At 34.2% G+C, this 14,801-nt stretch carries 16 protein-coding genes and 1 pseudogene; 4 read left to right on the top strand and 13 right to left on the bottom strand.

Annotated elements, in window-relative coordinates:
• From F555_RS0100880 to cdhB, 3 genes and pseudogenes are all read right to left on the bottom strand, one after another.
• Positions 1-494, bottom strand: a pseudogene (locus tag F555_RS0100880) (formylmethanofuran dehydrogenase subunit B); the annotation flags it as partial.
• 28 nt (positions 495-522) lie between these two features.
• Positions 523-924, bottom strand: coding sequence for a molybdopterin dinucleotide binding domain-containing protein (locus F555_RS0100875; RefSeq protein WP_018153342.1), 402 nt, complete (start codon positions 922-924; stop codon positions 523-525).
• Between the two features lie 118 nt (positions 925-1,042).
• Entirely contained in the window at positions 1,043-1,555 is a 513-nt protein-coding gene (gene cdhB, locus F555_RS0100870) for a CO dehydrogenase/acetyl-CoA synthase complex subunit epsilon (protein ID WP_018153341.1), read from the bottom strand.
• A gap of 83 nt (positions 1,556-1,638) precedes the next feature.
• Between cdhB and cdhA the strand changes: the two genes are divergently transcribed.
• Together cdhA and F555_RS0100860 are read left to right on the top strand one after the other, a co-directional pair.
• On the top strand, positions 1,639-3,960 hold the full coding sequence (gene cdhA / locus F555_RS0100865; RefSeq protein ID WP_018153340.1) for a CO dehydrogenase/acetyl-CoA synthase complex subunit alpha: 2,322 nt from the start codon (positions 1,639-1,641) through the stop codon (positions 3,958-3,960).
• 7 nt (positions 3,961-3,967) lie between these two features.
• The gene (locus tag F555_RS0100860; protein ID WP_018153339.1) at positions 3,968-4,963 is read left to right on the top strand and encodes an L-threonylcarbamoyladenylate synthase; all 996 of its coding nucleotides are present in this window, start codon (positions 3,968-3,970) and stop codon (positions 4,961-4,963) included.
• Here F555_RS0100860 and F555_RS0100855 read toward each other — a convergent pair whose 3' ends face one another.
• The 7 genes from F555_RS0100855 to fwdF all read right to left on the bottom strand — a co-directional run bounded on the left by F555_RS0100855 (position 4,964) and on the right by fwdF (position 10,591).
• A complete protein-coding gene (locus F555_RS0100855; RefSeq protein ID WP_018153338.1) occupies positions 4,964-5,446 on the bottom strand; it encodes a 4Fe-4S binding protein in 483 nt (160 codons plus the stop codon).
• A 502-nt stretch (positions 5,447-5,948) separates the two neighbouring features.
• Positions 5,949-6,557: a DapH/DapD/GlmU-related protein gene (locus tag F555_RS08865; RefSeq protein WP_018153337.1), complete on the bottom strand. Its 609-nt coding sequence runs from the start codon at positions 6,555-6,557 to the stop codon at positions 5,949-5,951.
• 5 nt (positions 6,558-6,562) lie between these two features.
• Entirely contained in the window at positions 6,563-7,105 is a 543-nt protein-coding gene (locus F555_RS0100845; RefSeq protein ID WP_018153336.1) for a 2-oxoacid:acceptor oxidoreductase family protein, read from the bottom strand.
• Positions 7,106-7,121: 16 nt separating this feature from the next.
• Positions 7,122-7,985 (bottom strand): 2-oxoacid:ferredoxin oxidoreductase subunit beta, encoded by an 864-nt coding sequence (locus F555_RS0100840; RefSeq protein ID WP_018153335.1) that lies wholly within the window; start codon positions 7,983-7,985, stop codon positions 7,122-7,124.
• Positions 7,986-7,989: 4 nt separating this feature from the next.
• A complete protein-coding gene (locus tag F555_RS0100835) occupies positions 7,990-9,135 on the bottom strand; it encodes a 2-oxoacid:acceptor oxidoreductase subunit alpha (protein WP_018153334.1) in 1,146 nt (381 codons plus the stop codon).
• Positions 9,132-9,329 (bottom strand): 4Fe-4S dicluster domain-containing protein, encoded by a 198-nt coding sequence (locus F555_RS0100830; RefSeq protein ID WP_018153333.1) that lies wholly within the window; start codon positions 9,327-9,329, stop codon positions 9,132-9,134. Before F555_RS0100830 ends, F555_RS0100835 begins: the two co-directional genes overlap by 4 nt.
• A gap of 257 nt (positions 9,330-9,586) precedes the next feature.
• On the bottom strand, positions 9,587-10,591 hold the full coding sequence (gene fwdF / locus F555_RS08860; RefSeq protein WP_018153332.1) for a tungsten-dependent formylmethanofuran dehydrogenase subunit FwdF: 1,005 nt from the start codon (positions 10,589-10,591) through the stop codon (positions 9,587-9,589).
• Positions 10,592-11,237: 646 nt separating this feature from the next.
• On the opposite strand from fwdF, the gene F555_RS09500 reads away from it, so the two are divergent.
• Complete coding sequence (locus tag F555_RS09500) at positions 11,238-11,339, top strand: 4Fe-4S binding protein (protein WP_169330642.1); 102 nt, start codon at positions 11,238-11,240, stop codon at positions 11,337-11,339.
• Positions 11,340-11,381: 42 nt separating this feature from the next.
• Complete coding sequence (gene purE, locus F555_RS09660; RefSeq protein ID WP_018153331.1) at positions 11,382-12,437, top strand: 5-(carboxyamino)imidazole ribonucleotide mutase; 1,056 nt, start codon at positions 11,382-11,384, stop codon at positions 12,435-12,437.
• Between the two features lie 7 nt (positions 12,438-12,444).
• On the opposite strand, the gene F555_RS0100815 is transcribed toward purE, so the two are convergent.
• From F555_RS0100815 to purC, 3 genes are all read right to left on the bottom strand, one after another.
• Positions 12,445-12,726: an MTH1187 family thiamine-binding protein gene (locus F555_RS0100815; protein ID WP_018153330.1), complete on the bottom strand. Its 282-nt coding sequence runs from the start codon at positions 12,724-12,726 to the stop codon at positions 12,445-12,447.
• A gap of 176 nt (positions 12,727-12,902) precedes the next feature.
• Complete coding sequence (locus F555_RS08855; protein ID WP_018153329.1) at positions 12,903-13,682, bottom strand: LbetaH domain-containing protein; 780 nt, start codon at positions 13,680-13,682, stop codon at positions 12,903-12,905.
• Between the two features lie 432 nt (positions 13,683-14,114).
• Positions 14,115-14,801: phosphoribosylaminoimidazolesuccinocarboxamide synthase (gene purC, locus F555_RS0100805; RefSeq protein WP_018153328.1), on the bottom strand; the 687-nt coding region annotated here is incomplete at its 5' end.

Raw genomic sequence — 14,801 nt, 5'->3', positions numbered from 1 at the left:
TACCTACTTGCATGCCTTGGATGGGCATGCATTGGATTGCATCCCCAATATATTATTAAATCAGCATAGTTTTTTGTTTCATCTAATGTACAAACTGGATATCCTCTATTCTGAACTGCTAAAATCGAAGGTGCATGACACACTGTTGCAGTGTTGTCAAATACCCCTCCAACAAGTTCTGCTAACTCGATGCCTTTTTGCTGGGTTTCGCATAGTGTGGCACTCCACCCATAAAGCAGTGGCCAGCTTGCCTCTGCAAGTATCCTTGCAGATTCTTCTATTGCAGTATCGATATCTACCTTTTTTAATTCTCCCTTATCATCCCGCATCATTGGGGTTAAATGTCTTTGTCCATGTGTAGGGTGCATAAATTTTGCATGGCCAATTCTACACAGGTTTTTTGTTCCAGTTATATGTCCACCATCTACTATAACCTCTCCATCATCACATACGCACCCACAAAATGGACATACAACATCTTTAATTACCTCCATTATTTCACCTTCATAATACCGGATTGAGTTAAATCTTTGACATATAAGTTTTTTCTACTAAATCAAGGGAATTATTGGCCAGTTCTTGCGTTACAGGTTTAATAGTAACTTTTATGGCCTTTAAATACGGCATTCCTGTGCTATTTGTATCTGGGCAAACTACCACATTAGCCCATGAACCATATGCCGCATATACCATTCCCTCGGGGAGCTCTTCTTTGGCTTTCACTGCTTTCATAACTACCTTTCCATAATCATTATATACTAAAACACTTTCATTTTCATTCACATGAATTTTTTTCATATCTTCTGGATTCATCTCCAACATGCAACATGCTTTGGTATATAGTTCCCCTTCTTTACCAGATTCCATTCCCTCACCTTGCCAGACTGTTCTCCCAGTTAAAAAAAGCGCTTCAAGTTTTTTCATATTACCACCATGGGGTGAGTTATAATTAATCGCCGATATTGTGTATATACTACACTGTGTATATGTTACACACCAATAATATATAAAATTTTCCATATGGCATAATGTAGAAAGATATTTATTCCAGATATTTAACCAACTTTGAAAGATAGACTATCCAGTCATCATAGGACATATTTGGATAGGATAAGTCAGCATTTGGATGCATAAATTTACATAATGTAAGTGTTTTTATATGCGGCGCAAAATTTTTTAAGGTAGAAAGCCCCTGAGAGCCAATATAATAAGGTACGCCTATAAAACATATTAAATCATAATTTTCTCTACCTTCAAAACCTTTCCAAGTTGGATCCTTTAAATGATTTATGAGCTCCACTGCTCCCATAATATATTGGGGTTTAAAATTTAATTTTGAAAGTGTAAGATTGGAACCTCCTGTCGACACAACGGTCATATGTTTTAATTTTGCTATTTTTATGGCATATTCTGCTATTTCCTCTGGGAGTACATTTAATAACGAACCCATAACAAACATGGGATTTTTAGATTTTTTTATTGTTAATGCTGCTATTTTTGGAGAACAAAGCATTGCCTGATTTGGAGATGTAAATGCAGGATTCCAGGCAGACATGCTATCACCACAATATTTATATATTATGTGTATCAATTACACATATATAATGATTAATAATGATAGTATTTAAAGGTGATGGTGTGTTTCAGCTTGATGAATATAAAAGTAGGAATTTTTCAATTAAAGGATTAAAAATGGATTTTAAGAAAATAAATTTTGATACAGGGCAGGCAAATGCAGATTCTCCACCATCTGATAAAAAAAAGGTTCATATAGATTATTCAAAACTCAGGGACTGGGATTTTAAGTTATTGTCTCATTTTAGGCCATTTTATGCTCCATTATGTAATTTATGTTGTCTATGCACCTATGGGAAATGTGATTTATCCAAAAATAAAAAAGGAGCATGCGGTATTAATTTAGAAAAACAGCAGGCAAGAATTGTATTATTGGCATGTTGTATTGGGGCATCCACCCATGCAGCTCATGCTAGACATATTGTTGATCACATATTGGAAGAAAATCCAAATTTAAAAATAGATTATGGAAATGCCATAGATATTGTTGCACCCTTATCCACCACCATTACAGGAATCACTCCAAAAACTGTTGAGGATTTAGATAAAATATTAGTATATATTGAGAAGGAAATAACAAACCTGCTGGCAGCCACCCATACAGGTCAGGAGGGAAACCATTTGGATTTTGAATCAAAAGCACTCCATGCCGGCATGATTGATAATTTAGCATTGGAAATAGCCGAATTGGCCCAGATAAATTATTATAATTTACATAAGGGGGAGCCTAACACACCTTTAGTAGATATTGGATTAGGTGTAATAGATAATCAGAAGCCGATAATATTGTGCATTGGACATAATATAGCACCAGGGGTAGAAATTATCGACTATATTGAAGATAATGGTTTGTCTGATGATATAGAAGTATGCGGATTATGTTGCACAGCAATAGATATCAGCAGATACTCAAAAGAGTCAAAAATAGTTGGTCCAATATCAAGACAGTTGATGTTTATAAAATCAGGCGTTCCAGATGTGGTGGTTTTGGATGAACAGTGTATAAGGGCAGATATTTTAGAACTTTGTGCTGAAAAAAATATTCCTGTCATTGCAACAAGTGATAAATGCTCCTTAGGATTGCCCGACATGAGCTCTAAGGATGAAAATATTATAATTCATGAGCTCCTTTCAAAAAAATATGATGGAGCTCTTATAAAAGACATGGAGAAAGTTGGAAAGGTTGCTGTTAATCTTGCATTATTATTGAAGAAAGACCGCAAACATGAACATAAACATAAAAATAACGAGAATGACGACCTGGACATTTTTGAACTTATAAATAAATGTACAGAATGTGAATGGTGTAATAGGGTATGTCCTGCCATGCTTCCAATAAAAGAGGCCTTCATCCAAGGTAAAGCTGGAAATTTATCTTTATTTTCAGAACTTCACGGTAGATGCGTAGGATGCGGAAAATGTATGGAAGAATGCGAGAGAAACCTTCCGATAATAGACATTATAAGAATAGCTTCAAAGGATAAAATATCATCTGAAAGATATAAAATTAGGGCAGGTAGGGGACCTATCCAAGATGTTGAAATAAGGAAAGTAGGAGCTCCGATTGTGTTAGGGGACATTCCAGGAGTCATTGCACTTGCAGGCTGTTCCAACTACTATAATGGGGAAAATGAAATAGCCCTTATTGCAGAAGAGTTTTTAAAAAGAGGGTATATTGTAGTAGCTGCAGGATGTGCTGCCATGGACATAGGACTTTATAGGGATAATGATGGAAAAACACTTTATGAAAAATATCCTGGAGACTTTGACAAGGGAGGGGTTCTAAATGTGGGCCCCTGTGTTGCAAATGCTCATGCTATAGGTAGTGCCATCAAAATAGCAAATATATTTGCAAAAGTGCCCCTTGAAAATAATTTTGAAAATGTAGCAGATTATATATTAAATAGAGTTGGAGCATGTGTAATTGCATGGGGTGCTATGAGTCAGAAGGCGGCGGCAATTGCTACTGGTGCAAATAGATGGGGTATTCCTGCAGTAGTTGGACCTCATGCATCTAAATATAGAAGATTATATTTGGGAGAATCGAAATTAAGGGAAATTACTGATAAACGAACAAATGAAAAAGTGGAGTGTGAGCCTGCCCCACTGCATTTAATATACTGTGCTGAGAGCATGAATGAGTGCATGTCAATGGTGGCAAAATTATGTATGAGACCTAATGATACTCCAAAAGGAAGATTAATAAAACTAACCCATTATGTGGATATATATAAAAAATATCATGGTTGTCTACCTGATGATTTACACCTATACATTAGAAGTGAACGAGAAATCCCTTATGAGGATAAAAAAGAAATATTAAGATTCCTTAGAGAAAAAGGATGGAATCCAAGAAAGGCCCCAAATGAACCTTCAATATTGTAGTGAGATTATGAGGATATTAAACGCCCATGAAATAGATATTGCATCAGAGGCCATAAAAAAAGGAGAATTGGTGGCATTTCCAACAGAAACTGTATATGGGCTCGGAGGTGATGCCCTAAATATCTCCGCCATACAAAAGATTTTCGAAGTAAAAGGAAGACCAATTGACAATCCATTAATTGTACATATAAACAGTTTGGATATGTTAGAACATGTGGCATATATAACGGAGGATGCAGAGTTGTTAATAGAAAGATTCTGGCCAGGTCCCCTAACTTTAATTTTAAAAAAGAAAGATATTGTTCCAGGAATCACCTGCGCCAACTTAGATACTATTGCTGTGAGGATGCCTAATCATGATATAGCATTGAAATTGATAAAAAAGGCAGGAGTTCCCATAGCAGCCCCAAGTGCAAACCTCTCTGGAAAACCAAGTCCTACATCAATATCCCATGTAATGGAAGATTTAAACGATAAAATAAATTATGCAATAGATGGGAAGGTCAATATAGGCGTAGAATCTACGGTTGTTGATTTAACTGAAGAGAAACCGTTGATTTTAAGACATGGCGGGATAACATTTGAAGAACTAAAAGAGATTGTTGATATTGAAATATTTACTACAAGAGATATGAAAAAAGTTAAATCACCGGGAATGAAGTATAGGCACTATGCTCCAAATACTCCCTTAGTTTTAGCTACTGGAAAACTTAATGACATGGTTTTTAAAATAAACAAATTAATAGAAGAATATAACAAAATTGGAGAGAATGTTGGAATAATCGCAACTCATGAAACAATCCACAGATACCCAAATAATATTAAAAAGAGAAGTATTGGAACCAGGGACAATTTATATCAAGTTTCAAAAAATCTATTTAATATATTGAGAGAAATGGATAAGGAAAATCTAGATGTAATTATCATAGAAAGTTTTGAAAAAAAAGGATTGGGATTTGCCATTATGGAGAGGCTGGAAAAAGCCTCCGTGAGCATGATATAATTAATCTAACTCGCTTCTCTTGTCTTTAATTATTTTTAAAAATATTGCATTTTTTGGACATAACTCTTGACATAACTCACATCCACAACATTTATTTTTGTCAATATGAATTATATTATCATCAATATTTATCGCCTTTGTTGGACACACATCCATACATATTTTGCATAAATTACACTCATTGGAAATGGCCACGTCAACATCTATATTATCAGAAATAAGTGTCTCCGTAATTGTATTTATAATGTCGTCATCATTACAGACGGTTTTAATAAAAAGTACCGCATCCCTTGGATAAAACTTTTCAGCAGTAACTTTTGCACATTTAACAGCTTCTTTTGCAGGTATCCTGCCGGCTAAATAATGAGTAATTACAGTTCTATCTACTTTAAGTAATTTTGCAATTTCTTCATGCGTTAAACCTTTTTCCCTAAGTTTTTTTGCAGTGAGTGCTCTTAAACCTGCTAATATATGTTGAGTCATGATACCACCATAAAAATATACAAACATTAAATTCCATTAAATAAATTCCATTAAATATAAAATACAATATATTTGAAGAATATTAGTTTAATGACTTCTACCAATATATAAAACACTATAAAGTTCTAACCAGATTAACAACTGTGTTTTAAACTATGATATCAGATCATACCAATAAATAGTTTCATTTCTAACTTTTAGTTTGGTCTTGTCAATTACTATTAGCTTCTTATTCTTCTTAGACATGTCTAAAACTGATTCGTGACTTGCCTTCCCAACTGGGATAGAATAAGCATGTCTTTTAGCTATAGACTCAAATAGTATAAAAGATCGGTTAGAATCTAATCTCTATTAGTATCTTATTTCACTTAAAGAGCTTTTTCTCTTTGATTTGTTCCTTTATCATACCTATTATGAGCTCATATTTTTTTATGGATCAGATATTAAAACTTATCGATATTCCCTATATTCGTATATATATCTACTTCTTAGAAAATAAAAGTTATTTAATAAATTCTCTATATCCCAAATTCAACTCTTTATTTACTTTCACAACATCTCCTGGAACCTTTTTATACCATTCTGGAATATCGGGAAGCTTGTTAAAATCTGTTAAAATAGTTCCATTCGGCAAAAATGCTTTTATTATCCCATCTGAATCCTTATATATGGAAGTATTTGGGGGGATCCATTTATCATTCGGTATTTTTAAATCGCCCCCTACTCCATCTACAACAGAGTTATGTCCCACTATTGTATTATCTCCAATTTCAGCTCCAAATACAACTGAATTAAACCCAATAAATGCATTATCTCCAATTTTTGCAGGACCATGAATTACCGTGGAATGAGTGATTGAAGCTTCCTTGCCAACAACTACCGACGTATTTCTAAGACAGTGTATCACAACCATATCTTGAATATTCGCCCCTTCTTTTATTAATATACCTTTAGTTGGAGGTTCATCACACCTTATAACAGCGTTTGGACCAATGTAAACATTTTTTTGTATGGCAACGTCTCCTATAATCACTGCACTTTTATCAATAAATACGTTTTTATCTATGTTTGGGGTTTTTCCTTCAATATTGGGAAGTATGTTTTTTTCCATAAATATCACTCTTTTATATTATGTCCTAATTCAAATCCTTTTTCGAGGGCTTTTAGGTTTAATTCATTAAATTTTGATGGAACTGCATCAACTACCGCATTTTTTAAAGATTCTTTTGATATTACATTCGTAATACTTACTAACGCCCCAAGCATTACAACATTGGCAACTATTTTATTTCCAAGATTATAAGCGGTTTTTGTGGCAGGAACTGGATATATTTCTATATCATCTCTATTGGGATGATTATTCATCATATCAGGATCGTAAATAAGGATTTTTCCAGAGCTCAAATCCTTTGTATAGGTGTCCAAAGATTCTTGGGACATTGCAACCAATACGTCTAAATTTCTGACCTTTGGGTAGTCTTTTGGATTATCTGATATTACCACTTCTGCACGGGATATACCCCCCCTTGCCTCTGGACCTATTGACTGAGTTTGAAAGGCATAACTATTTTCATACAGTGCAGCAGCTCTCCCCAATATTATGCCTGACAAAAGTATGCCCTGCCCCCCAAATCCGGCAAACCTTATTTCTTTTCTCATAATACCACCATAAGCTTTAATCTTCCTTAGATGCTTTTGATATTGAAGGATATTCAATTAAACATTCGTTTTTTATTATTTTATATAGTTCATCGGTAAATTCAGGCTGTTTTTTATCCACAAATTCCCCAATCACTAGTTTTCCATCTAATGCTTCTTTTCCATCTTTTGAAAGTTTTTTTACTTTATTTATGTGTATGGTGTTTGATTTAATCAATTTCATGAGCTCCGTGTTGGATTTTATATTGTTCATCCTTCCATAGTATGTATAACACTGAGACATCACTTCAATAAATGCCAATCCCTTAGTTTCTATACCTTTTTTAATGGATTTTGACAGTTGGAATGGGTGAGAAGTGGTCCATCTTGCAACATATGAAGCCCCGGCAGCTTCAGCCAATTTGCATAAATCAAAGGGCCTTTCAGGATTTCCATAAGGTGAAGTGGTAGCTCTTTTTCCAGTGGGTGTTGTTGGAGAAACTTGCCCTCCTGTCATTCCGTATATATGATTATTTACACAAATAATTGTAATATCGATGTTCCTTCTACATGCATGTATGAAGTGATTTCCTCCGATGGCTGCACAATCTCCATCACCGGTGAATGTAATTACATTTAAATCAGGATTATATGATTTAACTCCTGTTGCAAATGCAATAGGTCTTCCATGGGTTGTATGCAGTGAATCACAGTTAAAGTATCCTGGAATCCTTGAAGAACAGCCTATACCTGATGTCATTATAGTGTTATCCATATCAATATTTAAATCATCAAATGCCTTGCATGCACAATTTATAATTGTTCCGATACCACATCCCGAACAAAACATATGCGGCAATCGATCTTTTCTTAAATATTTTAAAGCAAAATGTTGTTCCATAATTTTACCTCCCTGTTGCCATATCAATAATTTCCTCTGGGAAATGTATTTCTCCGCCCGTTTTTGGAAGCAATACTACATCACAAAATCCTTTTGATGCTCTCTCCACTTCCCTCGCGATTTGACCAAAATTCATTTCCGGCACAATAATTTTTTCTGTTTTTTTGGCAATTTCTAATATCTTTTTATCTGGGAATGGCCATACAACCTCCAATCTAAAATATCCTGCACTAACTCCCTTTTCACGGAGCTCAGTTACAGCAGTTTCCGCAGACCTTGAAGGAGCTCCATAGGATACCACCACAACATCCCCGCAATCATCCAAATATTTTTCCTCAAATGAATATATCTCATTGGCATGATTCAATATCTTTTTATTCAATCTCTCAACTAATTTATGATGTTCATCGGGTTTTGATGCTGCATCGGGATATCCCTTTTCATTATGGGTTAATCCAGTTATATGGGACTTATACCCTTTACCAAATACTGGCATTTTAGGAATTAAATCTTCTTCTGGGTAAAATGGAAGTTTATTGAGCCCCTTTTTTCTTTCAACTATCTCAATTTCTTCTGAAATAGTTAGCTTTTCCCGCATGTGTCCTACTATTTCATCACTCATTACAAAGGCTGGAACCCTATATTTTTCAGAAAGATTAAATGCCTTTATTGTAAATTCAAAACACTCTTGAACTGAGGACGGAGCTAATGCTATTACTTGGTAATCCCCATGGGAACCCCATTTTGCCTGCATCATATCACTTTGAGAGGCCATGGTAGGCTGACCTGTTGAAGGAGCTCCCCTCTGCACATCCACTATAACAAAAGGGGTTTCTGTCATAGCCCCATATCCTATGTGTTCCTGCATCAAACTAAAACCAGGTCCACTTGTGGCAGTCATTGCCTTTGCACCCGCCCATGATGCCCCAATAACCGCTGCTAATGCCCCTATTTCGTCTTCCATCTGAATGAATGCTTTTCCAATTTGAGGCAAACGCTTTGCCATTCTTTCGGCAACCTCAGAGGATGGTGTGATAGGATAACCTGCAAAAAAATCGCATCCTACGGCTATGGCACCCTCAGCACATGCTTCATTACCTTGCATAAAATAACTCCCTGGTTTAAGTTTTCCGTTGTTGTCAATTGTCATTTTTTCACCGCAATTGATTGGTCAGGACATATTATTTCACAAATGCCGCAGTAATTACAATCTTCAATATTTCCAACTGTTGATGGATAAATTCCTTTTTTGTTTAATCCCTTAGAGATCCTAAATACTTTTTTTGGACAGGATTCCACACAAATATAACATCCTTTGCATAATTCTTCGTCGATGCTTATCATACCATCACCAAAATAATTTACTTATATGTGTATATACTACACATATATAAATGTTATGATATGTTATTAACAATGTTATTAGTAGAGCTCTAAAAATGTATTTAAAAACATTATTTTCGTGGAGCTCCGTCAAAAATAGAGGTATAAATTTATCATTGCTGATGAAGGAATTAAATAACCAAAAATAATAATTAAATAAAGTACAATTAAATGACTTTTATGGTATAACTACCACCAACTTATGCATAACCCGTCATCTATTTTTTAAGTTCTCTCCTAATTTCTATGGCATCAACAGGACATGCATGGGTACATGCTCCACATAAAACACATACATCAGAATTCAGTATAACCTTTGGAATCTTTTGAGCAGGTTCCTCCATTTTTGGAATATCTAATGCATTACATGGACATATTGCAACACATGCACCACAGACATTGCAAATATCGTTATGAATAATTAATTCGCCTTCAAATGGTTTTTCAACCTCAATGGCATCAGTAGGACAGGTTATTTCACATCGTCCGCAATATACGCAATATTTTTTATCTATATTTGTATATCCTGTGATTGTTTCATATAATACTGGTTTTTCGATTTTTTTATCCCATGGGCACTTATAACAAATTGCCTCAATGGCATTATGTGGGCAGGCTATTTCACAGACTTTGCAAAATACACAGGCGTCGGTATCTACCACAATGTCTTTATATGGTTTTAAAGTAAGGGGACTAATCTCATTAGGTATAAGATTAATAGCATCAGCAGGACAATATTCCGCACATATTCCACAATATACACATTTATCTTTATCTATGGATATTTCACCTATTACGAGGGTTTTTCGCTCAGGCATTTCCCTAACTACATCAATAGCTTCACGGGGACAGGCTAATTCACACTGTTTACATAAAATACATTCCTCTTGAGTTACAGAAATGTTGTTAGGTAAGGCATTCTTCTCCATAATTTTTACCAAATCCTGACCATACGCATCCAAAGAAAATGCACCAAAAGGACAGGCAAAGGAACATACTCCACATAATACACATTGATTTTCATCGATGTCCAACTTTGGAGCTCTCACATTACCCTTTGCAATTGCACCCAATGGACCCATGTGTATGGCATTAACAGGACAAATATCATGGCAAATTCCGCATCCGACGCATATATCATCATTCCATGAAAGTTTTCTTTTTTTATCTGTGTTAATGCTATAAATTTTAAATCCATCATGATATGCTTCTTTTATATGCACAATATCCCTCGTTATATAATTTAAGCTACAATAACAATTCCAGTTCTTATTTTCTAATTTTTAGTAAGCATAGCGCTACACGTTATAACTCATTGTTAACTAACTACACGTGTACATATTACACATAAGTAATATATATAAATTTTTATTTCAACTAAGCCGAAACTTACATGTATAATGGTGTGTAATTTAAGCGAAAATTAAAATATTATATTGAAGCGAATCCTTCGGATTTTACTGACTTACGAAAATCTTTGATTTAGTTGAATAATCATAGATTCAACTCTCGACGAAACCGAAGGTTTCGTCGAGAATTTAATATCGAAGTAAATAAACCTATCTTTCAATTTAACAAGGTATTTTATGTTTAAATAAAATTTAACCGTATTATTAGTTAAGTAATTGATACACGCCACTATAATTAACAAATAATGGCAACATATTGTTTTTGTGTTTATACATATAACAAATATGACAAAAATTGGCCAATAATCAGTACTTGAATTCAATTGGGGCTTTTTATTATTTGATTATCCCCTATGGGCTGGACATCATGCAATTTACCAGGTCAAATTTATTAAAATTGGGGCAAAATCTTATATATCAATTATGTGTAAATACTACACATATAAAATATGGTGAAAGAATGGTGATTCTTAATCTTGAAGAATTCAATGTGAAAAATGTGTTGAATTGTATATTCTGCATGAGCTGCGTAGGTTCATGCCCCTATTTGGCGTTACATTAAATGAAACTAAATAATAAAAAAATTAAAAAAGTTGGTGATATTTTGTCAGATGTTGTAATTATAATGGGGAGCTCATCAGATATAAAAATAGCAAAAAAAGCAGTAAATATATTTGAAGACTTTGGCATAAGTTATGATATAACGGTGGCATCTGCCCATAGAACTTCTGAACGAGTGAGGGATATAACAGTAGAAAGCACAAAAAATGGAACAAAGGTATTTGTAGCAATTGCAGGATTGGCTGCCCATTTACCCGGAATTGTTAAAGCAAATACAACCAGACCTGTGATAGGAGTTCCTGTTGAATCTAAATTAAATGGATTGGATGCATTACTTGCCTGTGTCCAAACCCCAAAGGGCGTTCCAGTGGCAACAGTCGGGATTGATAGGGGAGAAAATGCAGCAATATTGGCGGCCCAAATAATCGGTATACATGATAAAAATATTAGAAAAAAGGTCTTGGAGTATAAATCAAACATGGTTAAAAAAATTGAGGGAGACCAAGAATATATAAGAAAAGAAATTGGTGGAAAATACCTAATAGCAAGGAGCTATGGAAAATTCCTTGCAGATGTGGAGGAGAAATTTAAAATATATGAAAATAAGAATGATGAAGGTGAAGATAGTGTTCTTATTGTAGCTGGGAGTTATTCAGACATAAAAATAGTTGAATCCATAGTAGAAATTTTAAAATCCTTTGATATACAGTATAAAATCGAAATAGCCTCCCCAAATAGATACCCTCAAAAATTACATAAGGCCGTGGTTAATGGGACCGTTTCTGGAACAAAGGTATTTATATGCGTGTCTGGGCTGTCTGGTTTTGTATCTGGTGCAGTAGCTGCACACACCGACAGACCAGTTATATCGGTGCCCCACGATGTAAAATTAGGCGGATTAGATTCCCTCATCACCATGGCACAAATGCCGCCAGGTGTCCCTACTGCAACAGTTGGAATCGATAATGGGAAGAATGCAGCCATTCTAGCAGTTGAAATGCTCGCAGTAAATAACGAAGAATTAAAGGAAAAATTAACTTCGTTTAGAAAAAATCTTAGTGAAATGGTGGATTTCATAAATACGGCACAAATCTCCTAAAAATAAATTATTTAATGGCATTTAATTTTCTTTCGATTGTGTTTTCCTTGTCCTTTCTTTCATCAATTTTTAAAGAACTAACAACTCTTTTTGTATCATTTAAAACTTCTTGATGCGCCTCCTTAAACGCCTCCAATATCTTGTCCAAGTCCCCCTCCAATACGGTTCCCATTGCACTTGGTTCTATTTTTAAGTCATATTTTTCGAAAACCTTTAATGCTTTTTTAACATATTTTGAAACGCTCGGACCTTCGCCTAATGGTATTATGCTCACTTCTGCAACCACCACTTTATCACCTTTAATTATATTTATATGGTAGATAACTTTTAATAATTGGTGTTAAATAAAATAATTTAAAATTTGTGGTTTTAAATCGTGATATAATATATCCAATAAAAAAGAGAAAATAGGATGTTATTTGTCCAATTTTAATATTTTCATTAATTTTTCTATTTATTTATGCCTCATTTTTTCAAATATCCTTCTGCCAACTCAATATTTACATCTACAACCTTTCCTGGGACAGGTTTATACCAATCCACCACATTAGGCAGTTCATTTAAATCTGTCAATACTGTGCCATCAGGTAAAAATGCTTTTACCTGCCCGTCTACATCTTTCATTACAACAGCTCCTGATGGAACCATTTTTCCAGCAGGTATTTTCAATCCTCCTTCTACTCCAATTCCATCTACAACTGCATTATGTCCAATTAATGCACCGGGTCCCACTTCCGCAGCAAATACGACGGCACCAAATGCGACAAAGGCATTTTTACCTATTTTAGCAGGTCCATGCACTATGCTCCCATGGGCAAGAGAAGCCTCATCTTCAATTTCTATTTTTGTTCCCCTTAGGGCGTGTATGATAACACCATCTTGAATATTTACCTTATTTCCAATTACGATTCCTTTTGTTGGAACTTCATCGCATCTTACAACTGCATGAGGGCCCACATATACGTTATCTCCGATTTTTACATTTCCAATAACTACTGCATCGGGGTCAATATAGGTACCTATTTTACTTATTGAAGGAGAATGTCCTTCTAAATTCTGCCTTACATTTGGTATCATATTAGGGGATGATTTCAATTTATTTACTTCTGCTTCTAAGTTGGATATTTCTGATTTTAACTCGTTTGTGGTAGATTCATCAACTGCTGTTTGATTATCGACACATCCTGCAAATAGCAATGTTAATGCCATACAGAACATGCCCAATACTGCAATCTTTTTGTTCAATATATCACCTCTTAATGTGTAGTAAGTACACATGTGTATATAATACACATATAATATATAAATATTATCCCATATTTTTAATGCTTCAGTGCTACTTGTTAATACTAAAAAAATTGTTCAGTTATAAGCTATGCGATATTATAGGTTTTCTAGCAATATCCATCGATATGATTTTGCCAATTTTCATATTTTTTCTTATTTCCAATATTTCTAATAACAACATTTCATGTTCTTTAAAAATAATGAATAAAAACTAAAATTAATATCTAAAATATATGGTTGTGTGCGGATTTTTTATAATTATTTATAAACTTATAGAATTTCATTAGTTGTTATTTTCCTTTTATTTTGAAATTAATCTTTTAACTTCAATAAAAATTTATTGTATATATGTTTAACCTAACGCACACAAACTATAATTACAGTATTGGCTTATAAACATCCAATTCTTTCAGCTACAACTTCGTATTTTCCAACAACATCTCCCATGTCCTTTCTATAAACATCCTTATCAAGAACATCTTTTGTTTCTTTATCCCATAATCTCATGGTGTCTGGGCTAATTTCGTCTGCAACTACTAATTTTCCATCCTTTGTTCTTCCAATCTCGATTTTGAAATCTACAAGGATTATGCCCTTTTCATCAAAGAATTTTTTCAAGGTTTCATTTACTTTCAATGCTAACTCTTTTAATTCTTTTAATTCCTCTTCTGTTGCAAGGTTTAAGGCAAGAGCTATGTCATCGTTTAACATTGGGTCTCCGTAGTCGTCGTTTTTATAATCAAACTGTACAATAGGGGTTGCTAATTCTTTACCTTCTTCAAATGGGTATTTTCTACATAAGCTCCCTGCGGCAATATTTCTAACTATAACCTCAATTGGTATGATTTCTACATTTTTAGCAATCATGTAGATTGGTTCAATGTATTCTATGAAATGTGTAGGAACACCATTTTCATTTAAGAGCTCGAACAATTTTGAAGATATTAAGGCATTTAGGTGGCCTTTTCCTTTTTTCACATCGTGCTTTTCCCCATTTCCTGCAGTAATATCGTCTCTGAATTCAATTAAAACCTTGTCATCATCTATTTCATATATGGATTTTGCCTTTCCACTGTA

Source organism: Methanothermococcus thermolithotrophicus DSM 2095, assembly GCF_000376965.1.
GTDB classification, from domain to species: Archaea; AGJL01; Methanococci; order Methanococcales; family Methanococcaceae; genus Methanothermococcus; species Methanothermococcus thermolithotrophicus.
Note: the sequence above shows the minus strand (reverse complement) of the source record. Positions and strands in the feature narration are given on the sequence as shown.

Coding starts and splice junctions, on each gene's coding strand:
- F555_RS0100875 (WP_018153342.1), bottom strand. CDS start 924: ATGAAAAAACTTGAAGCGCTTTTTTTAACTGGGAGAACAGTCTGGCAA.
- F555_RS09500 (WP_169330642.1), top strand. CDS start 11,238: ATGGTGATTCTTAATCTTGAAGAATTCAATGTGAAAAATGTGTTGAAT.
- F555_RS0100840 (WP_018153335.1), bottom strand. CDS start 7,985: ATGGAACAACATTTTGCTTTAAAATATTTAAGAAAAGATCGATTGCCG.
- F555_RS0100845 (WP_018153336.1), bottom strand. CDS start 7,105: ATGAGAAAAGAAATAAGGTTTGCCGGATTTGGGGGGCAGGGCATACTT.
- cdhB (WP_018153341.1), bottom strand. CDS start 1,555: ATGTCTGCCTGGAATCCTGCATTTACATCTCCAAATCAGGCAATGCTT.
- F555_RS0100855 (WP_018153338.1), bottom strand. CDS start 5,446: ATGACTCAACATATATTAGCAGGTTTAAGAGCACTCACTGCAAAAAAA.
- F555_RS0100860 (WP_018153339.1), top strand. CDS start 3,968: ATGAGGATATTAAACGCCCATGAAATAGATATTGCATCAGAGGCCATA.
- F555_RS0100835 (WP_018153334.1), bottom strand. CDS start 9,135: ATGACAATTGACAACAACGGAAAACTTAAACCAGGGAGTTATTTTATG.
- F555_RS0100830 (WP_018153333.1), bottom strand. CDS start 9,329: ATGATAAGCATCGACGAAGAATTATGCAAAGGATGTTATATTTGTGTG.
- F555_RS08865 (WP_018153337.1), bottom strand. CDS start 6,557: ATGGAAAAAAACATACTTCCCAATATTGAAGGAAAAACCCCAAACATA.